General features: G+C 67.1%; 25 protein-coding genes and 1 other RNA gene. 16 read left to right on the top strand and 10 right to left on the bottom strand.

Features of this window, described 5'->3' with window-relative positions; all coding sequences use genetic code 11:
• Positions 1-36 precede the first annotated feature (36 nt).
• A complete protein-coding gene (locus G3O06_RS29555; protein WP_205818343.1) occupies positions 37-411 on the bottom strand; it encodes a helix-turn-helix domain-containing protein in 375 nt (124 codons plus the stop codon).
• 74 nt (positions 412-485) lie between these two features.
• Between G3O06_RS29555 and G3O06_RS29550 the strand changes: the two genes are divergently transcribed.
• Complete coding sequence (locus G3O06_RS29550) at positions 486-1256, top strand: NAD(P)H-dependent oxidoreductase (RefSeq protein WP_174974085.1); 771 nt, start codon at positions 486-488, stop codon at positions 1254-1256.
• Positions 1257-1446: 190 nt separating this feature from the next.
• Positions 1447-3066, top strand: a complete 1620-nt coding sequence (locus G3O06_RS29545) for an FMN-binding glutamate synthase family protein (protein ID WP_174918614.1) — start codon at positions 1447-1449, stop codon at positions 3064-3066.
• Between the two features lie 103 nt (positions 3067-3169).
• Here the strand turns inward: G3O06_RS29545 and G3O06_RS29540 are convergent, their stop codons facing one another.
• On the bottom strand, positions 3170-3784 hold the full coding sequence (locus G3O06_RS29540; RefSeq protein ID WP_174974083.1) for a glutathione S-transferase N-terminal domain-containing protein: 615 nt from the start codon (positions 3782-3784) through the stop codon (positions 3170-3172).
• 183 nt (positions 3785-3967) lie between these two features.
• Here G3O06_RS29540 and G3O06_RS29535 point away from each other — a divergent pair, with 183 nt between their 5' ends.
• From G3O06_RS29535 to G3O06_RS29490, 10 genes are all read left to right on the top strand, one after another.
• Positions 3968-5353 (top strand): aminopeptidase P N-terminal domain-containing protein, encoded by a 1386-nt coding sequence (locus G3O06_RS29535; RefSeq protein ID WP_205818342.1) that lies wholly within the window; start codon positions 3968-3970, stop codon positions 5351-5353.
• Between the two features lie 40 nt (positions 5354-5393).
• Entirely contained in the window at positions 5394-6581 is a 1188-nt protein-coding gene (locus G3O06_RS29530; RefSeq protein WP_205818341.1) for a UbiH/UbiF/VisC/COQ6 family ubiquinone biosynthesis hydroxylase, read from the top strand.
• A gap of 125 nt (positions 6582-6706) precedes the next feature.
• Complete coding sequence (gene dusB, locus G3O06_RS29525) at positions 6707-7774, top strand: tRNA dihydrouridine synthase DusB (protein ID WP_174918618.1); 1068 nt, start codon at positions 6707-6709, stop codon at positions 7772-7774.
• Positions 7771-8004 carry a Fis family transcriptional regulator gene (locus G3O06_RS29520; protein WP_006476892.1) on the top strand — a complete coding sequence of 78 codons (234 nt, stop codon included), beginning with the start codon at positions 7771-7773 and terminating at the stop codon, positions 8002-8004. The genes dusB and G3O06_RS29520 overlap by 4 nt, the downstream gene beginning before the upstream one ends.
• A gap of 44 nt (positions 8005-8048) precedes the next feature.
• Positions 8049-9614 carry a bifunctional phosphoribosylaminoimidazolecarboxamide formyltransferase/IMP cyclohydrolase gene (gene purH, locus G3O06_RS29515; protein ID WP_174974077.1) on the top strand — a complete coding sequence of 522 codons (1566 nt, stop codon included), beginning with the start codon at positions 8049-8051 and terminating at the stop codon, positions 9612-9614.
• Positions 9615-9765: 151 nt separating this feature from the next.
• Positions 9766-10308 (top strand): crossover junction endodeoxyribonuclease RuvC, encoded by a 543-nt coding sequence (gene ruvC, locus G3O06_RS29510; protein ID WP_174974075.1) that lies wholly within the window; start codon positions 9766-9768, stop codon positions 10306-10308.
• A 156-nt stretch (positions 10309-10464) separates the two neighbouring features.
• Positions 10465-11046 carry a Holliday junction branch migration protein RuvA gene (gene ruvA / locus G3O06_RS29505; RefSeq protein ID WP_174918620.1) on the top strand — a complete coding sequence of 194 codons (582 nt, stop codon included), beginning with the start codon at positions 10465-10467 and terminating at the stop codon, positions 11044-11046.
• A 119-nt stretch (positions 11047-11165) separates the two neighbouring features.
• On the top strand, positions 11166-12236 hold the full coding sequence (ruvB, locus tag G3O06_RS29500) for a Holliday junction branch migration DNA helicase RuvB (protein ID WP_174974073.1): 1071 nt from the start codon (positions 11166-11168) through the stop codon (positions 12234-12236).
• Between the two features lie 24 nt (positions 12237-12260).
• Positions 12261-13214, top strand: coding sequence for an oxygenase MpaB family protein (locus G3O06_RS29495; protein ID WP_205818340.1), 954 nt, complete (start codon positions 12261-12263; stop codon positions 13212-13214).
• A 151-nt stretch (positions 13215-13365) separates the two neighbouring features.
• Positions 13366-14487, top strand: coding sequence for a ParB/Srx family N-terminal domain-containing protein (locus tag G3O06_RS29490; RefSeq protein ID WP_205818350.1), 1122 nt, complete (start codon positions 13366-13368; stop codon positions 14485-14487).
• Positions 14488-14547: 60 nt separating this feature from the next.
• Here G3O06_RS29490 and G3O06_RS29485 read toward each other — a convergent pair whose 3' ends face one another.
• From G3O06_RS29485 to tyrS, 3 genes are read right to left on the bottom strand one after another with little or no spacing between them, the layout of a single operon-like run.
• Positions 14548-15210, bottom strand: a complete 663-nt coding sequence (locus G3O06_RS29485) for a histidine phosphatase family protein (protein ID WP_205818339.1) — start codon at positions 15208-15210, stop codon at positions 14548-14550.
• Positions 15211-15233: 23 nt separating this feature from the next.
• Positions 15234-15692 (bottom strand): D-aminoacyl-tRNA deacylase, encoded by a 459-nt coding sequence (dtd, locus tag G3O06_RS29480; RefSeq protein WP_011350959.1) that lies wholly within the window; start codon positions 15690-15692, stop codon positions 15234-15236.
• On the bottom strand, positions 15689-16930 hold the full coding sequence (tyrS, locus tag G3O06_RS29475; RefSeq protein ID WP_174974067.1) for a tyrosine--tRNA ligase: 1242 nt from the start codon (positions 16928-16930) through the stop codon (positions 15689-15691). Before tyrS ends, dtd begins: the two co-directional genes overlap by 4 nt.
• A gap of 142 nt (positions 16931-17072) precedes the next feature.
• Between tyrS and G3O06_RS29470 the strand changes: the two genes are divergently transcribed.
• Positions 17073-18221: an anhydro-N-acetylmuramic acid kinase gene (locus G3O06_RS29470; RefSeq protein ID WP_205818338.1), complete on the top strand. Its 1149-nt coding sequence runs from the start codon at positions 17073-17075 to the stop codon at positions 18219-18221.
• Between the two features lie 112 nt (positions 18222-18333).
• On the opposite strand, the gene erpA is transcribed toward G3O06_RS29470, so the two are convergent.
• From erpA to rplM, 3 genes are all read right to left on the bottom strand, one after another.
• Positions 18334-18705 (bottom strand): iron-sulfur cluster insertion protein ErpA, encoded by a 372-nt coding sequence (erpA, locus tag G3O06_RS29465; protein WP_011350956.1) that lies wholly within the window; start codon positions 18703-18705, stop codon positions 18334-18336.
• Positions 18706-18924: 219 nt separating this feature from the next.
• Positions 18925-19317 carry a 30S ribosomal protein S9 gene (rpsI, locus tag G3O06_RS29460; protein ID WP_006476904.1) on the bottom strand — a complete coding sequence of 131 codons (393 nt, stop codon included), beginning with the start codon at positions 19315-19317 and terminating at the stop codon, positions 18925-18927.
• 11 nt (positions 19318-19328) lie between these two features.
• Positions 19329-19757, bottom strand: coding sequence for a 50S ribosomal protein L13 (gene rplM, locus G3O06_RS29455; RefSeq protein ID WP_009687896.1), 429 nt, complete (start codon positions 19755-19757; stop codon positions 19329-19331).
• Positions 19758-20068: 311 nt separating this feature from the next.
• On the opposite strand from rplM, the gene G3O06_RS29450 reads away from it, so the two are divergent.
• Entirely contained in the window at positions 20069-20377 is a 309-nt protein-coding gene (locus G3O06_RS29450) for a DUF1090 family protein (RefSeq protein WP_174998918.1), read from the top strand.
• A 410-nt stretch (positions 20378-20787) separates the two neighbouring features.
• A complete protein-coding gene (locus G3O06_RS29445; protein ID WP_172625585.1) occupies positions 20788-21252 on the top strand; it encodes an OsmC family protein in 465 nt (154 codons plus the stop codon).
• Between the two features lie 70 nt (positions 21253-21322).
• Here the strand turns inward: G3O06_RS29445 and rnpB are convergent.
• Together rnpB and pyrC are read right to left on the bottom strand one after the other, a co-directional pair.
• An RNA gene (rnpB, locus tag G3O06_RS29440) (RNase P RNA component class A) lies at positions 21323-21734 on the bottom strand.
• Between the two features lie 65 nt (positions 21735-21799).
• Complete coding sequence (gene pyrC / locus G3O06_RS29435; protein ID WP_174998920.1) at positions 21800-22864, bottom strand: dihydroorotase; 1065 nt, start codon at positions 22862-22864, stop codon at positions 21800-21802.
• 206 nt (positions 22865-23070) lie between these two features.
• Between pyrC and G3O06_RS29430 the strand changes: the two genes are divergently transcribed.
• On the top strand, positions 23071-23982 hold the full coding sequence (locus G3O06_RS29430) for a class II glutamine amidotransferase (RefSeq protein WP_174998922.1): 912 nt from the start codon (positions 23071-23073) through the stop codon (positions 23980-23982).
• Positions 23983-24781 lie beyond the last annotated feature (799 nt).

Here is a 24781-nt window from a genome sequence, read left to right as displayed (position 1 = left end):
GCGCAAGCGGGAGCCGGCGGGAAGCGGCCAGGCCGCTCACCGCATGTTCTGCACCGACGCGTCGTAGCGCTCGCGCGCCGCGTCCAGTTCGGGGAAATGGCGCTCGGCCCAGCGGTCGAGCGCCACGAGCGTCTCCACGAGCGACCCCGCCACCGCCGTCAACCGGTATTCGACGTGTGCGCGCCGCGCGGCCACCGCGATGCGTTCGATCAGCCCGTTGCGCTCCAGCTCGCGCAGCGTCTGCGTGAGCACCTTCTGGGAAATCCCGCCGATACGCTTCAGCAGCTCGCCGTTGCGCAGCGGCCGCTCGGCCAGCGCGGGCAGGATCAGCAGCGACCACTTGCCGGCGACCAGCGCGAGCGCATCGCGCGCCGAGCAGTCCGCCGCATAGACGTCGCCGGGAAATGCCATGGTTACCTCCGGGTGCGTGATTGCGCGGCTCCGCCGCCGCCGGCCATCATCGTCGCATACTCCCGGAGCCCGCCATGCATGCGCTGATCGTCGTCGCCCATCCCGAACCGCAGTCGTTCAACGCCGCCCTCGCCGGCGCGGCGGCCGACGCCTGGCACGCGGGCGGCCATACCGCGACGGTTGCGAATCTGTACGCCGACGCGTTCGACGCGTGCGAAGCGCCGCGCCACTACGCGGACCGGCTCGACACCGCCCGCTTCGACGCGCAGCGCGAGCAGCGCCATCACTGGGAACGCGGCACGCTCGCGCCCGAGATCGCGCTTCATGTCGGCCTGCTACGGCAGGCCGATGCGCTGATCCTGCAGTTCCCGCTGTGGTGGTTCGGCGCGCCTGCGATCCTGAAGGGCTGGATGGATCGCGTGTTCGTCTACGGCGGCCTCTACAGCAGCCGGCAGCGCCACGATCGCGGCGTGCTGCACGGGCGGCGCGTACTGCTGAGCGTCACGACCGGCTCGTCGGCCGCCGCCTGCGCGCCCGACGGACGCGAAGGCGACACCCGCCTGCTGCTGTGGCCGATCATGTACGCGCTGCGCTATGTTGGCTTCGACGTGCTGGAACCGCATCTGATCCACGACGTCCGCGGCGGCCTCACCGGTGACGCCTCACGGCGGCAGGATGCGCGCCTCTCGCAAGTTCTCGCCGACTACCGCACGCAGCTGCGCGACTGGCACGCGTGGCCGCGGGTGCCGTTCAACCGCGACGAGGACTTCGACGACAACTCCCGGCTGAAACCCGGCACCCCGGCGTACAGCCCGTTCATCCGCCCGGCCGGCGCCACCCGCTAGGCGCCGGCTCGGCAACGCGAGCTTCACGACACCCGTAGTAGACTCTCGACCATCGTGGGTGCCGGCGGCGGCGGGTACGGCACGGGCAGCATGCCCGCCGGGCCTGCGCGACGCCTCGGGCGCCGACCTGCCGGCCGCCGCGCGATCCAGGCGACGTGACGGCCATCCAGACAATTACGATGGAGTCCCCATGTTTTCCCGACGCTATATCGCGATGTGGTGCGCGGTCCTGCTGTTCGTGGCCGTCGCGGCGCTCGCCGCCCGGCACACGATCGCGTGGCTGTGGCTCGTGATCCCCGCAGCCCTCGTCGCACTCGGCCTGTACGACCTCAAGCAGGACCGCCACGCGATCCTGCGCAACTACCCGCTCTGGGGCCACTTCCGCTTCCTGTTCGAATTCATCCGACCTGAAATCCGCCAGTATTTCGTCGAGGACGACACCGACGAGAAGCCGTTTTCGCGCGCGCAGCGCAGCCTCGTCTACCAGCGCGCGAAGAACGTCGCCGACAATCGCCCGTACGGCACCGAGCTGAACGTGAAGGCCGTCGCGCACGAATGGATCAGCCACTCGCTCGCGCCGACGAAACTGCCGAACCACGATTTCCGCGTCCGCGTCGGCGCGAACCGCGCGCAACCGTACGACATTTCGATCTTCAACATCTCGGCGATGAGCTTCGGCTCGCTGTCCGCGAACGCGATCCGCTCGCTGAACCTCGGCGCGAAGAAAGGCGGTTTCGCGCACGACACGGGCGAAGGCTCGCTGTCGAAGTACCACCGCGAAAACGGCGGCGACATCATCTGGGAAATCGCGTCCGGCTACTTCGGCTGCCGCAACGACGACGGCACCTTCAACCCCGACAAGTTCGCGAAGCAGGCCGCCGATCCGCAGGTCAAGATGATCGAGGTGAAGCTGTCGCAGGGCGCGAAGCCCGGCCACGGTGGCGTGCTGCCGGCCGCGAAGATCACGCCGGAAATCGCCGAGACGCGCGGCGTGCCGATGGGCAAGGACTGCATCTCGCCCGCGACGCACTCGGAGTTCTCGACACCGCGCGGGCTGCTCGAATTCGTCGAACGGCTGCGCACGCTGTCGGGCGGCAAGCCGACCGGCTTCAAGCTGTGCGTCGGCCACCCGTGGGAATTCTTCGGGATCGCGAAGGCGATGCTCGAGACCGGCATCGTGCCGGACTTCATCGTCGTCGACGGCGCGGAAGGCGGCACCGGCGCGGCGCCGCTCGAATTCACCGACCACGTCGGCGTGCCGCTGCAGGAAGGGCTGCTGCTCGTGCACAACACGCTCGTCGGGATCGGCGTGCGCGATCGCGTGAAGATCGGCGCGAGCGGCAAGATCATCACCGCGTTCGACGTCGCTCGCACGCTCGCGATCGGCGCGGACTGGGTGAACTCGGCGCGCGGCTTCATGTTCGCGGTCGGCTGCATCCAGGCGCAGACCTGCCACACGGGCCGCTGCCCGACCGGCGTCGCGACCCAGGACCCGGTGCGCCAGCGCGCGCTCGTCGTGCCCGACAAGGCCGATCGTGTGTACAACTTCCACCGCAATACGCTGCACGCGCTGCAGGAGCTCGTGCAGGCGGCCGGCCTCGCGCACCCGTCCGAGCTGCGCGCGCATCACATCGTGCAGCGCATCGCGCCGCACGAGGTCCGGCTGATGTCGCAGTTGCTGAAGTACCTGAAGCCCGGCGCGCTGCTCGACGGCAATACCTGCGGCTTTACGCTGTATGACAAGTGGTGGCCGATTTCGCGCAGCGATTCGTTCACGCTCGGCGAGGCCGTGTACGCGTCGATCGAATGACGCGGGCAACCGCCCCCGCCGCGGGGCGGCCCGGCCAAAAGAAAAGCGCCCCGCGGGGCGCTTTTCTTTCGTCTGCCGAATGCGTGGATGTGTCGCGTGCGGCTCAGTTCTGCGGCAGCGTATCGGCGAACGACGGCCGCTGCAGCAGCTTCACGAAATGCTTGTCGAGGTTCGGGTGGCGGTCGCGCCAGTTGAGTTCGGGATTCCGGAAGTCGAGATAGCCGAGCGCGCAGCCGAGTGCGATGTCGGCGAGCGTGTAATGATTACCGACGCACCACGTCTTGCCGCCGAGCCCCTGCGACATCGCGACGAGACCGTCGTCGATCTTGCGTTGCTGGCGCGCGATCCAGCTCCCGCTGCGCTGCGCCTCGTCGCGCATCGTATGTTCGACGCGAATCGTGACCGCCGCATCGATCACGCCGTCGCCCAGCGCTTCCCAGCAGCGCACTTCGAGGCGCTCGCGGCCCGACGGCGGAATCAGCTTGCCGACCGGCGACAGCGTGTCGACGTATTCGCAAATCACGCGGGAATCGAACACCGCGGCACCATCCTCCATCACGAGGCACGGGACCTTGCCGAGCGGATTGGATGCATGAATATCCGTCTCCGGCGCCCACACGTTCTCGAGCTCCAGCTTGTAGTCGATCTTCTTTTCAGCCAGCACGATCCGCGCCTTGCGGACGTACGGGCTGCTGAGCGAACCGATTAATTTCATCATCTGCCTTTTTAAGGGAACCGCCGAGAGTATACGTTGTCGCCGATCATAACCGGCCAGCGTCGCGCGACAGAAAATCGCCCGGCCGGCCTGTGGATGGTTTGCAACAACCGCCGCGCAGGCCTTCCAGGGCGGCTTCCCGCCCCCTCTCTCACGCACGGCGTCTCGCGGCGCTACAATCGCACGATGAATGCGCCCCTCGATACCGCCATCGCCGTCGACGTCTACCGCCAGCGCCGTGAACGCGTGCTTGCCGCACTGCGTGCCGCCGGCGGCGGCGTCGCCATCGTCCCCACCGCGCCCGAAGTGCCGCGCAACCGCGATACGGACTATCCGTACCGGTTCGACAGCTACTTCCACTACCTGACGGGCTTCAGCGAACCGGATGCCGTGCTCGTGCTGAATGCGGCCGCGCCGCACGGCGCGCCGGAGTCGATCCTGTTCTGCCGCGGCAAGAATGCCGACCGCGAAATCTGGGAAGGCTTCCATTACGGGCCCGAAGCTGCGCGCGACGCGTTCGGCTTCGACGCGGCCTTCGCGGTCGACGTGATCGATACCGAGATGCCGCGCCTGCTCGCCGACGCGGGCACCGTGCACTACCGGTTCGGCGCGTCGGCCGACTTCGACCGCCAGCTCGCGGGCTGGGTCGACGCGGTGCGCGCGCTGGCGCGCACGGGCGTCGCCGCGCCGGACGCGATGCTCGACCTCACGCCGCTGCTCGACGACATGCGGCTCGTGAAGGACGAGCACGAGCTCGCGATCATGATGCGCGCCGCGCACATCTCCGCACTCGCGCACCGCCGCGCGATGCAGGCGTGCCGCCCCGGCATCCGCGAATACGAACTCGAGGCCGAGCTGCTGTATGTATTCCGCAAGCACGGCGCGCAGTCGCCCGCGTACGGCTCGATCGTCGCGGCCGGCGCGAACGCGTGCGTGCTGCACTACCCGGCCGGCAACGCGGCCGCAAAAGACGGCGACCTGATCCTGATCGATGCCGCGTGCGAACTCGACGGCTACGCGTCGGACATCACGCGCACGTTCCCGGCCAACGGGCGCTTCTCGCCCGCGCAGCGCGCGCTGTACGACATCGTGCTCGCCGCGCAGCAGGCCGCGATCGACGCGACCCGCGCGGGCGTGCCGTTCGAGGCGCCGCACGACGCCGCCGTGCGCGTGCTCGCGCAGGGGCTGCTCGACACCGGCATCATCCCGAAAGCACGCTTCTCGAACGTCGACGACGTGATTGCCGAGCGCGCGTACACGCGCTTCTACATGCACCGCACCGGCCACTGGATCGGCATGGACGTGCACGATTGCGGCGACTACCGCGAGCGGCTCGCCGAGCGCGACGGCAACGGCGTGCTGCCGTGGCGCACGCTGAAGGCCGGCATGACGCTGACGATCGAGCCCGGCCTGTACGTGCGCGCCGCCGACGACGTGCCGCCCGAGTACTGGAACATCGGCATCCGCATCGAGGACGACGCGATCGTGCGCGAGCACGGCTGCGAGCTGATCACGCGCGGCGTGCCCGTCGCGGCGGACGAGATCGAAGCACTGATGCGCGCGGGCGCATGACCGGCTGGCGCCGACCGTTACCTCCGTTTCACGAATCAAGATGACGACCGCTTCCTCCCCGGCCACGCCGGACTACGATCTCGCCATCGTCGGCGCGGGCCCCGTCGGGCTCGCGCTCGCCGGCTGGCTCGCGCGCCGCAGCGCCACGCAGCACGCATCGATCGCCCTGATCGATGCACGCGAACCGGCCGCGAGCGCGAACGATCCGCGCGCGATCGCCGTGTCGCATGGCAGCCGCGTGCTGCTCGACACGCTCGCGTGGCCCGCCGACGTGACGCCGATCGAACATATCCACGTCTCGCAGCGCGGCCATTTCGGCCGCACGCTGATCGACCGCGACGAGCACGACCTCGCCGCGCTCGGCTATGTCGTGCGCTACGGCTCGCTCGTGCAGGCACTCGCGGGCGCCGTGCGCGGCACGCGCGTCGACTGGCTCACGTCGACCACGGCACGCGCGCCGCAGCAGGATGCCGACGGCGTCACGCTGACGCTCGACGGCCCGCAAGGCGAGCGCACGCTGCGCGCACGCGTCGTCATCAATGCCGAAGGCGGGCTGTTCCACGAACAGCAGGCCGATACGGCCAAGCATCGCCGCGACTACGGGCAGACCGCGCTCGTCGGTACGGTCACCGTATCGGCGCCGCGCCCGAACGTCGCGTGGGAACGCTTCACGCACGAAGGCCCGCTCGCGCTGCTGCCGCTCGGCGGGCCGCGCCAGGCCGAGTACGCGCTCGTCTGGTGCTGCACGCCCGATGAAGCGGCGCGCCGCGCCGCGCTGCCCGACGACGCGTTCCTGCGCGAGCTCGGCGGCGCGTTCGGCGAACGCATGGGCGAGTTCGTCGCGATCGCGGGCCGCGCGTCGTTCCCGCTCGGCCTGAATGCCGCGCAGACGCTCGTCAACGGCCGCGTCGCGATCGTCGGCAATGCCGCGCAAACCCTGCACCCCGTCGCGGGCCAGGGGCTCAACCTCGGGCTGCGCGATGGGCATACGCTCGTCGATACGCTGTCCGCGCAAGGCTTCGAAGCGACCGCGCTCGCCACCTTCAACGCGCGCCGCGCCCTCGACCGGCGCTTCACGATCGGCGCGACCGACACGCTGGCACGCCTGTTCACGATCGACTCGGGCCCCCTTCCGCTGCTGCGCGGCGCCGCGCTCACCGCGCTCGAGTTCGTGCCGCCGCTGAAGAAGCTGATCGCGCGCCAGATGATGTTCGGCCAGCGCAACTGACGCGCGGCGCGCACAGTCGCGCCACTCAAACCGGGTCAAATCGGCGGGGCATGGGAATACGGTAAAATGCTCGTTTTCCGTCTTCCCTTCCCCTGCCCGCGCCAGCCGCGGGCGGTGCCATTGCGATGCCCGTTATCGGCCCTCACGTATTGCGTAACAACCTGTTCGTCGCCCCGATGGCCGGCGTGACGGATCGCCCGTTCCGCCAGCTCTGCAAGCGGCTGGGGGCCGGTTACGCCGTGTCCGAGATGGTCGCGTCCAACGCGCAGCTGTGGAAAAGCGCGAAGACGATGCGGCGCGCGAACCACGAAGGCGAGGTCGAGCCGATCGCGGTCCAGATCGCCGGCGCCGATCCGGCGATGATGGCCGAAGCGGCCCGCTACAACGTCGACAACGGCGCGCAGATCATCGACATCAACATGGGCTGCCCGGCGAAGAAGGTCTGCAACGTCGCGGCCGGCTCCGCGCTGCTGCAGAACGAGCCGCTCGTGCAGCGCATCGTCGAGGCCGTCGTCGCGGCGGTCGGCACGGGGCCGGATGCGGTGCCCGTCACGCTGAAGATCCGCACGGGCTGGGATCGCGAGCACAAGAACGCGATCACGGTCGCGCGCCTGGCCGAAGCCGCCGGCATCTCGATGCTCACCGTGCACGGCCGCACGCGCGCCGACCTGTACCGCGGCGACGCCGAATACGAAACCATCGCGGCCGTGAAGGCGGCGGTGCGGATTCCGGTGGTCGCGAACGGCGACATCACGTCGCCCGCGAAGGCGAAGGCCGTGCTCGACGCAACCGGCGCCGACGCACTGATGATCGGTCGTGCCGCGCAAGGTCGGCCGTGGCTGTTCCGCGAAATCGATCATTTCCTGCAAACCGGCGAGCTGCTGCCGCCGCCGCTGATCGACGAGATCCAGCACGTGATGAACGAACACCTGGAAGACCACTACGCTTTCTATGGTGAATTCACGGGAGTCCGTACTGCGCGCAAGCACATCGGCTGGTACACTCGCGGCCTTTCCGGTGCCAACGGGTTCCGGCACAGGATGAACACGCTCGATTCCACCCGCGAGCAGCTCGCCGCCGTCAATGCATTCTTCGAGGCGCAAAAGGCGCTGTCGGACCACCTCGTCTACGTCGATGACGAAGAGGAAAACGGCCAGGGCGAGTCGGACGACCATAACCAGTTAGCAGCATGAGCAAGCACAACATCGAACAATGTGTCCGCGAGAGCCTGGACGTGTATTTCCGGGATCTAGACGGCTCCAATCCGCACGACGTCTATGAAATGGTGATGTCCTGCGTCGAAAAGCCGATGCTCGAGGTCGTGCTCGTACAGGCAGGCGGCAACCAGTCGCTCGCCGCGGAGTACCTCGGCATCAATCGCAATACGCTGCGCAAGAAGCTGCAGCAGCACGGCCTGCTGTAGGCAGCCGTCCCGTCCCCGTTTCCCTGGCTATTGGTGGTTCCATCATGATCAAGCAAGCGCTCATTTCCGTTTCCGACAAGACCGGCATCGTCGACTTCGCGAAGTCGCTGTCCGACCTCGGCGTCAAGCTGCTGTCGACGGGCGGCACCGCGAAACTGCTCGCCGACGCAGGCCTGCCCGTTACCGAAGTGGCTGATTACACGGGCTTCCCGGAAATGCTCGATGGGCGCGTGAAGACGCTCCACCCGAAGGTGCACGGCGGCATCCTGGCCCGCCGCGACCTGCCCGAGCACATGCAGGCGCTGGAACAGCACGGCATCCCGACGATCGACCTGCTCGTCGTGAACCTGTACCCGTTCGTCGCGACCATCGCGAAGGACGACTGCACGCTCGCCGACGCGATCGAGAACATCGACATCGGCGGCCCGACGATGCTGCGCTCGGCCGCGAAGAACCACCGCGACGTGACGGTCGTCGTCGATCCGGCCGACTACGCGGTCGTGCTCGATGAAATGAAGGCGAACGGCAATGCGGTTGGCTACCCGACCAACTTCCGCCTCGCGACGAAGGTGTTCGCGCACACCGCGCAATACGACGGCGCGATCACGAACTACCTGACGAGCCTGACCGACGAGCTGAAGCACGCATCGCGCAGCGCGTACCCGGCGACGCTGAACATGGCGTTCGACAAGGTGCAGGACCTGCGCTACGGCGAGAACCCGCACCAGACCGCCGCGTTCTACCGCGATCTCGCGACGCCGGCCGGCGCACTGGCGAACTACCGCCAGCTGCAGGGCAAGGAACTGTCGTACAACAACATCGCCGATTCCGACGCGGCGTGGGAATGCGTGAAGACGTTCGACGCACCGGCCTGCGTGATCATCAAGCATGCGAACCCGTGCGGCGTCGCGGTCGGCAACGATTCGGCCGACGCGTACGCGAAGGCGTTCCAGACGGATCCGACGTCGGCGTTCGGCGGCATCATCGCGTTCAACCGCGAAGTCGACGAAGCGGCCGCCCAGGCTGTCGCGAAGCAGTTCGTCGAAGTGCTGATCGCACCGTCGTTCTCCGACGCCGCGAAGCAGGTGTTCGCCGCCAAGCAGAACGTGCGCCTGCTGGAAATCGCGCTCGGCGACGGCCATAACGCATTCGACCTGAAGCGCGTGGGCGGCGGCCTGCTCGTGCAGTCGCTCGATTCGAAGAACGTGCAGCCGAGCGAGCTGCGCGTCGTCACGAAGCGCCAGCCGACCGCGAAGGAAATGGACGACCTGCTGTTCGCGTGGCGCGTCGCGAAGTACGTGAAGTCGAACGCGATCGTGTTCTGCGGCAACGGCATGACGCTCGGCGTCGGTGCAGGCCAGATGAGCCGCGTCGATTCCGCACGCATCGCGAGCATCAAGGCGCAGAACGCGGGCCTGACGCTGGCCGGCTCGGCAGTGGCATCGGATGCATTCTTCCCGTTCCGCGACGGCCTCGACGTCGTCGTGGCGGCAGGCGCGACCTGCGTGATCCAGCCGGGCGGCTCGATGCGCGATGACGAAGTGATCGCCGCAGCCGACGAGCACAACATCGCGATGATCCTGACGGGCGTGCGCCACTTCCGTCACTGATCGCACGCGGCCCGCGCGGCCGCTGCACGACAACCCGGCGGCATCGCACCCGCCGGGTTTTTTATTGCGCGACGCCCTCGTACGCGACCGTGCGGCCAGCGCACCGCACCATTCGTTGTAGTATCGCTGCATCAGGCTTCTCTCCTTACCCATGCGAATTCTCGGCATCGACCCCGGCCTGCGCGTCACCGGCTTCGGCATCATCGACGTCAGCGGCCACCGGCTCGCGTATGTCGCGAGCGGCGTGATCCGCACGCCGACCGCCGACCTGGCCACCCGGCTCGGCACGATCTTCCAGGGCGTCTCGACCATCGTGCGCGAGCACGCCCCCGACCAGGCCGCGATCGAAAAGGTGTTCGTCAACGTGAACCCGCAGTCGACGCTACTGCTCGGCCAGGCGCGCGGCGCCGCGATCTGCGGCCTCGTCGCGGGCGGCCTGCCCGTCGCCGAATACACGGCGCTGCAGCTCAAGCAGGCGGTGGTCGGCTACGGCCGCGCGACCAAGACGCAGATGCAGGAAATGGTCACGCGGCTGCTCAACCTCTCCGGACAGCCGGGCTCCGATGCGGCCGACGCGCTCGGCATGGCGATCTGCCATGCCCACAGCGGCAACACGCTCAGCACGCTCGGCGGCCTCGCGCCGGCGCTCGCGAAGAAAGGGCTGCGCGTGCGGCGCGGGCGGCTGGTCGGCTGATACCGGCGCGCGCCCTCGCGCGGCACGCCGGAGCGGCCGCCGTGCCCGCGCGCGACGCAAGCGCGACGTGCATCGCCCCGGCCGGATGGCCGATCCCGTCGGCATTGCGCCCCACGTGCGCTACACTCGCGCTTTCTTCCTCGCATCACGCCATCCATGATCGGTCGCATCGCCGGCATCCTGCTCGAAAAGAACCCGCCTCATCTGCTCGTCGACTGCAATGGCGTCGGCTATGAAATCGACGTGCCGATGAGTACCTTCTACAACCTGCCGCAAACGGGCGAACGCGTCGTGCTGCTCACGCAGCAGATCGTCCGCGAGGACGCGAACCTGCTGTATGGCTTCCTGACGCCGCAGGAGCGCACGACCTTCCGCGAGTTGCTGAAGATCACCGGCATCGGCGCGCGCATGGCGCTCGCCGTGTTGTCCGGCATGAGCGTGCAGGAACTCGCGCAGGCCGTGACGATGCAGGACTCCGCGCGCCTCACGCGCCTGCCCGGCATCGGCAAGAAGACGGCCGAGCGCCTGCTGCTCGAACTGAAGGGCAAGCTCGGCGCAGATCTCGGCGCGCTCGCCGGCGCCGCGTCGCCGTCCGACCACGCGACCGATATCCTCAATGCGCTGCTCGCGCTCGGCTATTCCGAAAAGGAAGGCCTCGCCGCGATCAAGAACGTGCCGGCCGGCACCGGCGTATCCGAAGGCATCAAGCTCGCATTGAAGGCGCTGTCGAAGGTGTAACGCCCGCATGACGCGCCGCCGACCGGTGCGTTGAAGCCAGTGTCGCGCGGCCGCGCGGCGCTCGCCAGTCGGCCGTTCGGCCAGGTGGGCGGGACAGCGGCGCGCGGTACAATGGCCGCATGATTGAAACCGACAAACTCGCCACCGAGCAGCGGATCATCGCCGCCACGCCCGCCTCGTCGCACGAGGAGGTGTTCGAACGTGCGCTGAGGCCGCGCCAGCTCGACGACTACGTCGGCCAGGAAAAGGTGCGCGGCCAGCTCGAGATCTTCATCGAAGCGGCCAAGCGCCGCTCCGAGCCGCTCGACCACGTGCTGCTGTTCGGGCCGCCGGGCCTCGGCAAGACGACGCTCGCGCACATCATCGCGCGGGAGATGGGCGTGAACCTGCGCCAGACGTCGGGCCCCGTGCTCGAGCGCGCGGGCGATCTCGCCGCGCTGCTGACCAACCTCGAAGCGAACGACGTGCTGTTCATCGACGAGATCCACCGGCTGTCGCCGGTCGTCGAGGAAATCCTGTATCCGGCACTCGAGGATTACCAGATCGACATCATGATCGGCGAAGGCCCGGCCGCGCGCAGCGTGAAGCTCGACCTGCAGCCGTTCACGCTGGTCGGCGCCACCACCCGCGCCGGGATGCTGACCAACCCGCTGCGCGATCGCTTCGGGATCGTCGCGCGCCTCGAGTTCTACGATGCCGATCAACTGTCGCGCATCGTGCGGCGCTCGGCGTCGCTGCTGAACGCGCAGATCGATCCGAACGGCGCGCTGGAAATCGCGAAGCGTTCGCGCGGCACGCCGCGGATTGCAAACCGGCTGCTGCGCCGCGTGCGCGACTTCGCGGAAGTGAAAGCCGACGGCCAGATCACCGCGGCCGTCGCCGACGCCGCACTCGCGATGCTCGACGTCGATCCGGTCGGCTTCGACCTGATGGACCGCAAGCTGCTCGAGGCGATCCTGTACAAGTTCGACGGCGGCCCGGTCGGCATCGACAACCTCGCGGCGGCGATCGGCGAAGAACGCGACACGATCGAGGACGTACTCGAGCCGTACCTGATCCAGCAGGGCTTCCTGCAGCGCACGCCGCGCGGGCGCGTCGCGACGCTGCTCACCTATCGCCACTTCGGGCTTTCCGTGCCCGACGCCGGCCGCACCGGACGCGGCGAGTGGGATACCCCCGACGGGAAGTAACCCGTCGTCCGAGCCGCACCCGCCATGACAACGCCGCCCAGCCGCCACCCCGCCGCGCCCGCACCGGGCCCGCGCTGGGCCGAGCCGATCCGCAAGCGGCTCGTGGCCGGCGTCACGCACCTGACGGCCGGTGGCGGTGGCCCGTCGCTCGACCTTTCTTCGCCGCCGGGAGACCCGGGGCTGTTCGGCCCCGACGCCGTCTGCTGGCGCGTGCATGCCGACTTCACGTCGATGATGACGGGCGGCATCGCCGCGCTGCTGCTGCAGGCGCTCCATCCGCTCGCGCTCGCGGGCGTCTGGGATCACTCGTCGTTTCGCACCGACATCCTGGGCCGCTTGCGGCGCACCGCCACGTTCATCACCGGTACGACGTTCGGCAGTCGCGCGGACGCACTCGCACTCATCGAGCGCGTGAAATCGATCCACGCGCACATATCGGGCACCGCGCCGGACGGCCGGCCGTACCGCGCCGACGATCCGGCATTGCTGACCTGGGTGCATGTCGCGGAAGTGTCGAGTTTCCTCGCCGCGCATCTGCGCTACGTGAATCCGGCACTGCCGGGCGAGTGGCAGGACCGCTACTTCGCCGAAACGGCATTGGTCGCCGAACTGCTCGGCGCACACGAGGTTCCCCGTTCGCGCGCCGAGGTGGCCGCGTATCTCGCGCGAATGCAGCCCGAGCTCGAGGCCGGGCCGCGCACCTTCGACGTGATGTCCATCCTGCTGAACGTGCCGGTTGCGAAGCCCGCGCTGCGGCCGGCCGCGTCGCTGCTGATGCACGCCGGGATCGACCTGCTGCCGCCGTGGGCGCAGCGCATGCTCGGCGTGTCGGCATTCGCGCCGCTGCGGCGCGCGGTGGTCCGGCCGGGCATACGGGTCGTCGCCCCCGTGCTGCGCTGGGCACTCGTGAACGGCGCATCAAAGCGTGCGCGCCGCCGCGCCGCTGCGACACCGCCCGAAGGCACCCCATCTGCCTGACGATCCGCTTCCTCCGATCATTTCAATTTACTGTCAAATACCTGTGGCAAGCTGACGGGCTTGCACCCGCGCACGGTCGCACATGCCCCACGTCCCGCCTGCCGTGCCCCGCGCGGTGTCCCGCCAACCCGACCGACACCCGATGCCCGCGATGCCACGCCTGCCGATCCGTTTCGCCCTTGCCGCCAGCCTGTCCGCCCTCTTCGCCCTCACCGCGTGCGGCGGCGACGATGTCACCGCCGTCGCACGTTCGGACGCGCAAACGCCGCCCGGCGGCACCCCGACCACGCCCGCGCCGCCCGCTACCGCCACGCCGCAACCGGGCAAGTGGAAGGCCGCTCGTGCGGGCGACCTGATCGACGTGACGCTCGGCGACCTCCATCCGACGCAGGGCGCGATCGGCTACGACCAGATCTACTACAAGCTCGGCCGCTACGAACTGCAGCCCGACAAGAAATTCGACGATTTCTGCGCGGACGAAGGCCTCGGCGGCGTCGCTTCGAGCGGCTACACGGCCAGGTCGGTGCTGCGCGAGCCCGCGAGCTACACATGCACGACGACCGACGCGAATGCCCGCGACCGCTCGGTGCTGAACCCGGTCGTGATCGGCCCGAACGGCGATGCGTTGTACCTGACCGACGGCCACCACGGCCTGTCGACCTACTACGAGACGCCCGACGGCGGCCCGGCGCTGCACGTGCACGTCGTCGTCAAGGACAACCTCAGCGACTACTCGGGCGACGCGTTCTGGCAACAGATGCAGAGCCGCGGCTATCTGCGTCTCAAGAACGGCGAAGGCAAGGCGATCACAACCGCGCAACTGCCGACCGGGCTCGGCCTGAAACTCGGGATGACGAACGACCGCTACCGCTCGCTCGTCTATTTCACGCGCGACATCGGCTACAGCAAGCCCGCACAAGCCACCGACTACCTCGAGTTCTACTGGGCGGACTGGCTGCGCGCGCAACCGGGCACGTTCGCGCTCGCCGGCTATGACCTGACGCGCGCCGGCACAACCGACCCGGATCCGGCGAAGGCAGACACGGGCTATCTGAACGCGGTCTGGAATGCGTCGATGCGCATGGTCGCGGCCACGGACCCGGTGATCGACGGCAAGACGGGCGCCGACCTCGGGCGCGCGGACGCGATCAACGGCGGGAAGAAATACAACAAGGGGGAATTCGACAAGCTGCGCCAGCCGATCTCGGCGGACAAGCCCGGCAAGATCGCGTACGCGCTCGACTACAAGACGCGCCACGCGCTGCCGCAGTAAGCAGCCAGCACAACACGGGAACGGCACCCCGGCCGGCCATGCCGGACGGGGCCTGCCGGCTCAGAGCACCTTGCGGTACCCGTCGTCGTCGCTCGCGGCGTCCAGGTGCGACACGTCGGCCCACTGCACGACCTGCGCACGGCCATCGACATAATCGACGATGTTGATGCTCGTGTTGAGCAGCTGATAATTGCGCGGCGCCGACAGCTCGATGCCGTTCGCGAACCGGTAAACACTGTCGAGCACGCCGCCGTGCGCGACGCACGCGATCCGGCCGCCCGGATGCTCGGCGACGATCGGTTCGAGCGCATGCAGCACGCGGTGGTAGAACTCACGCTGCGACTCGCCGCCCTCCGGCGCGAAACCGGGGTCACGCGTCTGCCAGGCCGCGTAGGCGTCGGGGAACAGCGTCTCGATCTCGGCGCTGTCGTGCCCCTGAAACTGGCCGTAAGAGCGTTCGCGCAGCCCTTCCCGCAGCCGCAGCGACAGCCCGAGCGCGTCGGCGAACGGCTGCGCGGTCTGCTGCGCGCGCATCAGGTCGCTCGAATAGATCGCGTCGAGCCGCGCGCCGTCACGCGCGTCGCGTGCGAGCCGCGCGGCCAGCTTTTGTGCCTGCTCGAGGCCCGTGTCGGCCAGCGGGATGTCGATATGACCCTGGATGCGCTTGATGCGATTCCAGGCCGTCTCGCCGTGGCGGATGAAAAGAATCTGCGTGGTGGCCATCGCGGCGCGTCTCCGGGGAAGAATCAGGGCCGCACTTGCAGCCAGAATGTCACGGGGCCGTCGTTGACGAGCGACACCTGCATGTCGGCGCCGAACTCGCCCGTCTCGACGACCGGATGGCGTGCACGCGCGGCCGCGACGAAATAGTCGAACAGCCGCGCGCCTTCGTCGGGCGGCGCGGCCGGCGTGAAGCTCGGACGCAGCCCGCTGTTGGTATCGGCCGCCAGCGTGAACTGCGACACGAGCAGCAGGCCGCCTGCGCGGCCCTCACCATCGATATTCGACACCGGCAGGTTCATCTTGCCGGCGGCGTCGCTGAACACGCGGTAGCCGAGCATCTTCGCGAGCAGCTTGTCGGCTGCTGCGTCGGTGTCGCCGCGCTCCGCGCAGACGAGCGCGAGCAGGCCCGCGCCGATCTCGCCCGTCGTGCGGTCGCCGACGCGCACGTCGGCGCGCTTCACGCGCTGGATCAGCGCGATCATGCGGTCAGCGTGACGCGCGCGAAGCGGCGCTTGCCGACCTGCACGACGAACTCGCCGGCCTCGACCTTCAGGCCCTTGTCCGACACGATCGCGCCATCGATCTTCACGCCGCCCTGCTCGATGTTGCGCAGTGCCTCGCTCGTCGACGGCACGAGCCCTGCCTGCTTGAGCAGCTGGCCGATCGCGAGCGGCGCGCCCGCGAGCGTGACCGACGGAATGTCGTCCGGCACGCCGCCCTTCGCGCGGTGGTTGAAGTCCTCGAGCGCACGCTCGGCGTCGGCCTGCGAATGGAAGCGCGCGACGATTTCCTGCGCGAGCAGCACCTTGAAGTCGCGCGGGTTGCGGCCGCCTTCGATCTCGCGCTTGAAGCCGCCGATCTCATCCATCGGGCGGAACGACAGCAGTTCGAAGTAACGCCACATCAGCGTATCCGAGATGCTCATCAGCTTGCCGAACATGTCGTTCGGCTGCTCGCTGATACCGACGTAGTTGCCCTTCGACTTCGACATCTTCTCGACGCCGTCGAGGCCTTCGAGCAGCGGCATCGTGAGAATGCACTGCTGTTCCTGGCCGTACTGCTTCTGCAGCTCGCGGCCGACCAGCAGGTTGAACTTCTGGTCGGTGCCGCCGAGCTCGAGGTCGGCGTTCAGCGCGACCGAATCGTAGCCCTGCATCAGCGGGTACAGGAACTCATGGATCGAAATCGGCACGCCGCCCTGGAAGCGCTTCGTGAAGTCCTCGCGTTCGAGGATCCGCGCGACCGTGTAGCGCGACGCGAGCTTGATCATCCCGTCCGCGCCGAGCGGCATCGACCATTCGCTGTTGTAGCGGATCTCGGTCTTGTCGCGGTCGAGCACGAGCGCGGCCTGCTCGAAGTAGGTCTTCGCGTTCGATTCGATCTGCTCGCGCGTGAGCGGCGGGCGCGTCGCGTTGCGGCCAGACGGATCGCCGATCAGCGACGTGAAATCGCCGATCAGGAAGATCACCGTATGGCCGAGGTCCTGCAGCTGGCGCATCTTGTTCAGCACGACCGTATGGCCGATGTGGATGTCCGGTGCGGTCGGGTCGAGGCCGAGCTTGATACGAAGCGGCGTGCCGGTGGCCGCGCTGCGCGCGAGCTTCTGCGCGAACTCTTCCTCGACCAGCAGCTCGTCGACGCCGCGCTTCGTGACGGCGAGCGCATGCCGGACTTCGTCGGTGATCGGGAAAACGGGCTTGGAACTGGGTTCGGTGCTCATCGGTGCCAGGAAGAATGTCGCAAAAACAGGGATTTTCCCATAACTTGCGCGCCCATCGCTTAACGGCGCGCCACGTTGCGCGGATAATCGGGCGCAAGGCGCGCGGCACCGGCCCGCGCCGCACGATCCAGGAGGACCCAACGTGCCGCAACGACAGCCGCAAAACGCCCATCCGGCCGACGGCATCTACTTCGGGCTGATGTCGGGAACCAGCATGGACGGCGTCGATGGCGTCGCCGTGCGTTTCGAGACCGGCAAGGCGCCGGTCGTGCTCGCGGAAGCGTTCGTCGGCTTCGCGCAATCGCTGCGCGACGCGCTGTTCGCGCTGCAGCAGCCCGGCGACGACGAGATCGACCGCGAAGCGCTCGCGGCGAACGCGCTGGTCGCGCGCTATGCGGTGTGCTGCCACGAATTGCAGCGCACGGCCGGGCTGTCGCGCGACGAGATCCGCGCGATCGGCGTGCACGGCCAGACCGTGCGTCATCGCCCCGAGCGCGGCTATACGCGGCAGATCAACAACCCGGCACTGCTCGCCGAGCTGGTCCAGGTCGACGTGATCGCCGATTTCCGCAGCCGCGATGTGGCCGCGGGCGGCCACGGCGCGCCGCTCGCGCCGGCCTTCCATGCGACGGTGTTCGGCGCGCCGGGCGAAACGCGCGTCGTCTGCAATCTCGGCGGGATCAGCAACATCACGATCCTGCCCGGCGAAGGCGGCGACGTGCGCGGCTTCGACTGCGGCCCTGCGAATGCGCTGCTCGACGAATGGGTGACCCGCCATCTCGGCAAGCCGTACGACGACGGCGGCAAATTCGCCGCGCGCGGCACCGTCCATGCGCCGCTGCTCGACGCGCTGCTCGAAGAGCCGTATTTCGCCGCACCGCCGCCGAAAAGCACCGGGCGCGACCTGTTCAATCCCGCATGGCTCGACGCGAAGCTCGCCGCGTTCGCGCAGGTCGCGCCGCAGGACGTGCAGGCGACCCTCACGGCGCTCACCGCCGTGTCGGTCGCACGCGAGATCGCGCAGCACGCAGCGGGCTGCAAGGCTGTATTCGTATGCGGCGGCGGCGCACGCAATCCGGTGCTGCTCGATGCGCTCCGGCACGCGCTGCGCGAGGCCGGCGTGCCGGCCACGGTCGATACGACCTCAGCGCTCGGCGTGCCGCCGCAGCAGGTCGAGGCGCTCGCGTTCGCATGGCTCGCGTACCGCTTCACCGCACGCCAGCCCGGCAATCTCGCGACGGTCACCGGCGCCGCCGGCAACCGCGTGCTGGGCGCGCTGTATCCGCGCTGACGCGACGCCCGCCGCAAGGCGGGCGCGGCATTGCCATCGCATACGGGCATAAAAAACGGGGCATGAAGCCCCGTTTTTCATTCCGGCGAACCGGATCGGATCTGCCGTGCGCTCAGACCGAGAACGACGAGCCGCACCCGCAGGTGGTGCTCGCGTTCGGGTTCTTGATCACGAACTGGGCGCCGTTGAGGTCGTCCTTGTAGTCGATCTCGGCGCCGACCAGGTACTGGTAGCTCATCGAGTCGATCAGGAGCTGGACGCCGTTCTTGTTCATCACGGTGTCGTCCTCGTTGACTTCCTCGTCGAACGTGAAGCCATACTGGAAGCCGGAGCAGCCGCCGCCCTGCACGAACACGCGCAGCTTCAGGTCGGGATTGCCCTCTTCGTCGATCAGTTGCTTGACCTTGTCGGCTGCGGCGTCGGTGAAGACGAACGGAACCGGCATTTCGGCCGTCGTTGCTGCGGATTCGGTAACAGCGTTCATTGCGAACTCTCCAAAAAGCTTTAGCCGCTATTGTAGGGCCGATCAGAAGATCGTGCTGAAGTCCATGAAATCAATAGGTTCTTGTCGATTTCATCAAACGCGCCCGCGCGGGCCGCGGCAGCATGCGCCTGGAAACGGACATAAAAAAACCGCCAGCGCGAACACTGGCGGTTTTTTCCGGCGGACGCCGCCCGGGAGCGGCGAGGCCATGAAGCGGAATTAACGCTTCGAGAACTGCTTTGCGCGGCGTGCCTTGCGCAGACCAACCTTCTTACGCTCGACTTCACGCGCATCGCGCGTGACGAAGCCTGCGCTCGACAGCGACGGCTTGAGCGTCGCATCGTAGTCGATCAGTGCACGGGTGATGCCGTGGCGCACTGCACCTGCCTGACCCGTTTCGCCGCCGCCGTTGACGTTGACCTTGATGTCGAACGTCTGGCCGTGGTTCGTGAGTTCCAGCGGTTGACGCACGATCATCAGCGACGTTTCGCGCGAGAAGTAGTCAGCGATGGGCTTGCCGTTGACGATGATGTCGCCCTTGCCAGCCTTGATGAAGACACGTGCGACTGCGCTCTTGCGGCGGCCCGTACCGTAGTTCCAGTTACCGATCATGTGGGCTCCCCTTAGATCTCGAGCGCCTTCGGCTGTTGAGCCGAATGCGGATGCGTAGCTTCAGCGTAGACCTTCAGCTTCTTGATCATCGCGTAGCCGAGCGGGCCCTTCGGCAGCATGCCCTTGACCGCTTTCTCGAGCGCGCGGCCCGGGAAGCGTTCTTGCATCTTGCCGAACGTCGTTTCATAGATACCGCCCGGGTAGCCCGAGTGACGGTAGTACTTCTTGTCCAGAGTCTTGTTGCCCGTGACCTTCAACTTGCTTGCGTTGATGATGATGATGAAATCACCAGTGTCGACGTGCGGGGTGAACTCAGGCTTGTGCTTGCCGCGCAGACGGCGTGCCACTTCGCTGGCAACACGGCCGAGAACCTTATCCGTCGCGTCAATCACGTACCATTCGCGCGTCACCTCATGGGCTTTTGCGGAAAACGTCTTCATGATCGATCCAAAAAAAATGCTTTGCCCGATGTGTTCTTCCTGCTTGTCTGTGTGCGCTTCAAGGCGCGGTGCAGGCTCTCCCTATTCTTTTTCCGTGGGCATGAATGCGGAAAAGCCCTGAATTATAAAGGAAATACGGCAACGCGGTCAAAGGGAATCCACTTCCCGTGCCCATGGCGGCCGAAATGGGCCAAAATCCGTTCGTGCCCCGACAAGCCAGGCGAACCGAGCGCCCGGGGAGGCACCCATCGACGCGCGGCACCTGACCTTGCCGCGCCAGACCGGCCGAATCTGGAAAACAACAAACAAGCATGATGAATCAACGACTTACGCCCCTGCTCGCGGCCGCGCTGCTGGCCGCCGCGGCGCCTGCCGTCGCCGCCCGCACCGACTGCGAAGCCAAGCTCGACGCGCTCGATACACGCGTTGCCGAAGCACGCGCCGCCCACGCCGAGGATCGCGTCGCCCGCCTGCGCGCGGTGCGCGAACGCGTCCGCCACTTCTGCGCACGCGGGCACGGCCATGCGTCGGCCGTCCACGTGCCTGCACCTGACACACGCTCGCGCGGCACGCCGTCCGGCGGCACGACGTCGCAGCCCGACGCTAAGCAACCTGCGTAACGATGCCGGGGTGCGCAAGCCGCGCGCCGATGTTTGCATGGGACGAAAAAAAGCCCGAACGGCTGGTTCGGGCTTAATCCACCATAGGAGGAGGGTGGAGGAGACATTCGGAGGTTGCCGCAGCGCGACAACCAATGAGGCTCATTATACGAACGCACCACCGACTCCACAAGAAAATTTGCATTACGAAATCAAACACCATAATGCGGAATTTCAATCGATGCGTTTGAAAAATTTGTTTCCTCTTTAAAATCAATGACCTGATCTCGACAAGCATGATCAGGCACAGCCCTCGTCTAGAGCAAAACCCCTAAAAACGAGCGGGAATTGGCCGTCCGACGCACCGGGCGCGCGGCGCCTGCGTTGCGCGTCGTGCAGCGCATCAGCCGGCCGTTGCGCAGCGGGCTACAATGCCGGATCGAATCCGAATCAGGCAACGCTGGAGCGCAAGCATGGAATGCAAAGTAAGCTGGATGGGCCAGGACGGCATGGCGTTTTCCGCCGAGACCGGTAGCGGCCACCTCGTCACGATGGATGGCGCGCCCGAAGGTGGCGGCCACAATCTCGCGCCGCGCCCGATGGAAATGGTGCTGCTCGGCACCGGCGGCTGCACGGCCTATGACGTCGTGCTGATCCTGAAGAAGAGCCGCCAGGAAGTCAGCGGCTGCTCGGTCACGCTGAAGGCCGAGCGCGCGAGCGAAGACCCGAAGGTGTTCACGAAGGTGCATTTCCACTTCACCGTCACCGGCCGCAACCTGAACCCGTCCACGGTCGAACGCGCGATCAACCTGTCGCACGACAAGTATTGCTCCGCGTCGATCATGATCGCGAAGACGGCCGAACTCACGCATTCGTTCGACATCGTCGCCGGCTGAACGCACGGCGAGCGCGCATGAAAAAAGGGCCGGCGCTCCGTTGGGAGACGCCGGCCCTTTCGCATTCGAACGGCAAAGCAGGCCGATAAGCCGGATTCTGTGCACGCTGCGCGCCGAAGCACGCAACGCGTGGCAGCCATTCCTCTAGGCGCGCCATTGCTGACGCGCTCAAGCTTCCTACCCGCAGACGAGACGGGGGCCCCGTCCTGCATCCGAAAATGCGCGCCTGCCTACTTGGAATTGCTCCGGGTGGAGGTTACCGTGCCGGCGAACGTCGCCGTCGCCGCGGTGCGCTCTTACCGCACCGTTTCACCCTTACCTGATCCCGGCTTGCGCCGGGCCATCGGCGGTTTGCTTTCTGTTGCCCTGTTCCGCGTGTCGCCACGGATGGCCGTTAGCCATCACCCTGCCCTGTGGAGTCCGGACTTTCCTCGCCCCCGCGCGCCCGAAGGCGGCGAGGCCGCGACTGCCTGGCCTGCTTTGCGACGCGCATTCTAGCACCGAGCGCGGCCCTCCGTGTGGCCGGGTTCGCGCGGCGGCGCGGGGATCAAACCAGTTTCCAGCCGATCGTCTCGCCGCCGCGCAGCGGCACGACGGGCGTATCGCCAGCGAAGATCTCGCGCGGCAGTTCCCATGACTCGCGACGCAGCGTGACCGTCTCGGCGCTGCGCGGCAGCCCGTAGAAATCGGCGCCGAAGAAGCTCGCGAAGCCTTCCAGCTTGTCGAGCGCGCCGGCGTGGTCGAACGCTTCCGCATACAGTTCGAGCGCGTGCAGCGCCGTGTAGCAGCCCGCGCAGCCGCACGCGGTTTCTTTCGCGTCGCGCGCATGCGGCGCGCTGTCGGTGCCGAGGAAGAAGCGCGGGTTGCCCGACGTCGCGGCCTCGACCAGCGCGACGCGATGCGTCTCGCGCTTCAGCACCGGCAGGCAGTAGTAATGCGGGCGAATCCCGCCGACGAACAGCGCATTGCGGTTGTACAGCAGGTGATGCGCGGTGATCGTCGCGCCGAGCAGGCCAGGCGCCGCGTCGGCGTCGCGCACGTAGTCGGCCGCGTCCTTCGTCGTGATGTGTTCGAACACGACCTTCAGGCCCGGGAAATCGCGGCGCAGCGGCGTCATCACGCGGTCGATGAAGACCTTCTCGCGGTCGAACAGGTCGATCGACGCATCGGTCACCTCGCCGTGCACGAGCAGCGGCATGCCGGTTTCCTGCATCACCTCGAGCGTCTTCGCGCATTTCGCGAGATCGGTGACGCCGTGGTCGGAATTCGTCGTCGCGCCGGCCGGATACAGCTTCACGCCGTGCACGAAACCGCTTTCGCGCGCGCGGCGGATCTCGTCGGGCGGCGTGTTGTCGGTCAGGTACAGCGTCATCAGCGGTTCGAACGTCATCCCGGCCGGCAGCGCGGCGAGGATACGCTCACGATAGGCCTGCGCCTGCGCGGTGGTCGTCACCGGCGGCTTCAGGTTCGGCATGACGATCGCGCGGCCGAACTGGCGCGCGGTGTGCGGCAGCACGGCGGCCAGCATGTCGCCGTCTCGCAGGTGCAGGTGCCAGTCGTCGGGACGGGCGAGCGAGAGCGTCGCCGGGGAGGAAGCGTTCGAGGCAGTCATAGGAGGCGTCGTGAGGAACGGCCGGGCCATTGGCGGGGCCGGAACGCGCGTGCGCGGGCCGACTGACGGCAAACCGCAACACGGGGCCTTCGGCCGGCGGAATCCGCTTTTTACCGCTCAGGGCTCGGTGATATGCTAGAAGCCGCATTGTACCGGGGTTCGCCCGGTTCGTTACCCCCCCGCCTCAGCCTGCTGCCCCAAGTAAAATGTGCCAACTATTAGGAATGAACTGCGCCGCGCCGACGGACGTCACATTCTCCTTCACAGGTTTCGCGGCCCGGGGCGGGCTCACCGATCACCATGCCGACGGCTGGGGCATCGCGTTCTTTGAAGACAAGGCCTGCCGCCTGTTCATCGATCACCAGGCATCGGCCACATCGCCGATCGCCGAAATGGTGAAGCGCTACCCGATCAAGTCCAAGAACACGATCGCGCACATCCGCAAGGCCACGCAAGGCCACATCCTGCTCGAGAACAGCCATCCGTTCATGCGCGAGCTGTGGGGCCGGCACTGGATCTTCGCGCATAACGGCGACCTGCAGGACTACGCACCGGACATGGACGGCAGCGTCTACCATCCGGTCGGCACGACCGACAGCGAACAGGCGTTCTGCGTGCTGATGCAGGGGCTGCGCGAAGCGTTCCCCGGCGCGCAGCCGCCGCTGCCCGAGCTGTTCGAGCGCGTCGGCGAGCTGACGCGCGGCATCACCGATCACGGCGTGTTCAACTTCCTGATGTCGAACGGCCAGGCGCTGTTCGCACACTGCTCGACACGGCTGCACTACCTCGTGCGGCGCTGGCCGTTCTCGACTGCGCACCTCGTCGACGAAGACCTGTCGATCGACTTCGCGAAATACACGACGCCCGAGGATCGCGTCGCGGTGATCGCGACGCAGCCGCTCACCGACAATGAAGTGTGGACCGCGTTCGAGCCGGGCGAGCTGATCATGTTCCAGTGCGGCGACGTCGCCGCGCGGATGCGGATCCCGGTGCCCGAACGCGTGCTCGAGAAGCTGCGCAATCCGTCGCTCGACGCTTCGGCGTCGGCGCCGCGCGACACACACGAGGCGCTTGCCACCGCCGCCGACGTCGATTCCGACGACGCGATCGACTTCTGAGCCCGGCGCGCCGGCGCCCGCTTCCCTTCACCTGTTCGCCGCTGCACGGCGAGTCGATGGCCTGCTACGCGTAATCGTGGCCGGCCATTTCGTGCGCATGCGACGCGACGACGTTCTCCATCGGCACAAATAACCCACCCGAGCACGGATTTCGTTTCATCCGGATTACATTCCGGTATATCGAAGCGATGCCGATCGACATTCTCTTGATTTAATTTATTTCCAAGAGAAAATAATTCAACGGTAAAAAATAAAGCGCTCCTCCGGACAACAAATAATCCGGGGGGCCGCACTTTAACGCACCAATTTTTCGTGAACCGTGCGTCACCCCACCGATCCTGCAATCGCGAATTCACATCGCTTGAATCGACCAAACCCTTACACATCAAGGCCTTCAGTTCGATTCATCACACAAACAAAAAACATCGAATGAAAACGGCACGATTGCCGCATTTGTAAGCTTCCCGACAATCGCTCACGCTCCCGATCAATAGACTCCGCTCATCCACGGTGTAACGAATCGCGATTGGCGGAGAAACGGCCACGGCCGCCGCACACCCATTCACGCCATTCCCCACCGCGGATTGCGATTTCACTGCGCCGCGGTGAAAACCACATCAAAACAAGAGAGAGGGGCTTGTCGTGAATCATTCATTTCGATCGATCTGGAGCGAGACCACCGGCTGCTGGGTCGCGGTTGCGGAAACGGCACGGGCGCGCAGCAAGCGTTCGGGCCGCCTGTCCGGCGCGAGCCGCCGCGCCGCACACGCGGCAACGCGCCGGCCATCGCTTCGCATCA

The organism is Burkholderia sp. Ac-20345 (genome assembly GCF_017104825.1).
Lineage (GTDB): Bacteria > Pseudomonadota > Gammaproteobacteria > Burkholderiales > Burkholderiaceae > Burkholderia > Burkholderia lata_B.
This window is presented reverse-complemented; position numbering and strand designations above follow the sequence as displayed.

Coding starts and splice junctions, on each gene's coding strand:
- G3O06_RS29545 (WP_174918614.1), top strand. CDS start 1,447: ATGTTTTCCCGACGCTATATCGCGATGTGGTGCGCGGTCCTGCTGTTC.
- dusB (WP_174918618.1), top strand. CDS start 6,707: ATGCCCGTTATCGGCCCTCACGTATTGCGTAACAACCTGTTCGTCGCC.
- G3O06_RS29520 (WP_006476892.1), top strand. CDS start 7,771: ATGAGCAAGCACAACATCGAACAATGTGTCCGCGAGAGCCTGGACGTG.
- G3O06_RS29490 (WP_205818350.1), top strand. CDS start 13,366: ATGCCACGCCTGCCGATCCGTTTCGCCCTTGCCGCCAGCCTGTCCGCC.
- G3O06_RS29530 (WP_205818341.1), top strand. CDS start 5,394: ATGACGACCGCTTCCTCCCCGGCCACGCCGGACTACGATCTCGCCATC.
- G3O06_RS29450 (WP_174998918.1), top strand. CDS start 20,069: ATGATGAATCAACGACTTACGCCCCTGCTCGCGGCCGCGCTGCTGGCC.
- ruvA (WP_174918620.1), top strand. CDS start 10,465: ATGATCGGTCGCATCGCCGGCATCCTGCTCGAAAAGAACCCGCCTCAT.
- rpsI (WP_006476904.1), bottom strand. CDS start 19,317: ATGATCGGTAACTGGAACTACGGTACGGGCCGCCGCAAGAGCGCAGTC.
- G3O06_RS29555 (WP_205818343.1), bottom strand. CDS start 411: ATGGCATTTCCCGGCGACGTCTATGCGGCGGACTGCTCGGCGCGCGAT.
- erpA (WP_011350956.1), bottom strand. CDS start 18,705: ATGAACGCTGTTACCGAATCCGCAGCAACGACGGCCGAAATGCCGGTT.
- G3O06_RS29550 (WP_174974085.1), top strand. CDS start 486: ATGCATGCGCTGATCGTCGTCGCCCATCCCGAACCGCAGTCGTTCAAC.
- dtd (WP_011350959.1), bottom strand. CDS start 15,692: ATGATCGCGCTGATCCAGCGCGTGAAGCGCGCCGACGTGCGCGTCGGC.
- rplM (WP_009687896.1), bottom strand. CDS start 19,757: ATGAAGACGTTTTCCGCAAAAGCCCATGAGGTGACGCGCGAATGGTAC.
- G3O06_RS29540 (WP_174974083.1), bottom strand. CDS start 3,784: ATGATGAAATTAATCGGTTCGCTCAGCAGCCCGTACGTCCGCAAGGCG.
- ruvB (WP_174974073.1), top strand. CDS start 11,166: ATGATTGAAACCGACAAACTCGCCACCGAGCAGCGGATCATCGCCGCC.
- ruvC (WP_174974075.1), top strand. CDS start 9,766: ATGCGAATTCTCGGCATCGACCCCGGCCTGCGCGTCACCGGCTTCGGC.
- pyrC (WP_174998920.1), bottom strand. CDS start 22,864: ATGACTGCCTCGAACGCTTCCTCCCCGGCGACGCTCTCGCTCGCCCGT.
- G3O06_RS29495 (WP_205818340.1), top strand. CDS start 12,261: ATGACAACGCCGCCCAGCCGCCACCCCGCCGCGCCCGCACCGGGCCCG.
- purH (WP_174974077.1), top strand. CDS start 8,049: ATGATCAAGCAAGCGCTCATTTCCGTTTCCGACAAGACCGGCATCGTC.
- tyrS (WP_174974067.1), bottom strand. CDS start 16,930: ATGAGCACCGAACCCAGTTCCAAGCCCGTTTTCCCGATCACCGACGAA.
- G3O06_RS29485 (WP_205818339.1), bottom strand. CDS start 15,210: ATGGCCACCACGCAGATTCTTTTCATCCGCCACGGCGAGACGGCCTGG.
- G3O06_RS29445 (WP_172625585.1), top strand. CDS start 20,788: ATGCCGGATCGAATCCGAATCAGGCAACGCTGGAGCGCAAGCATGGAA.
- G3O06_RS29430 (WP_174998922.1), top strand. CDS start 23,071: ATGTGCCAACTATTAGGAATGAACTGCGCCGCGCCGACGGACGTCACA.
- G3O06_RS29535 (WP_205818342.1), top strand. CDS start 3,968: ATGAATGCGCCCCTCGATACCGCCATCGCCGTCGACGTCTACCGCCAG.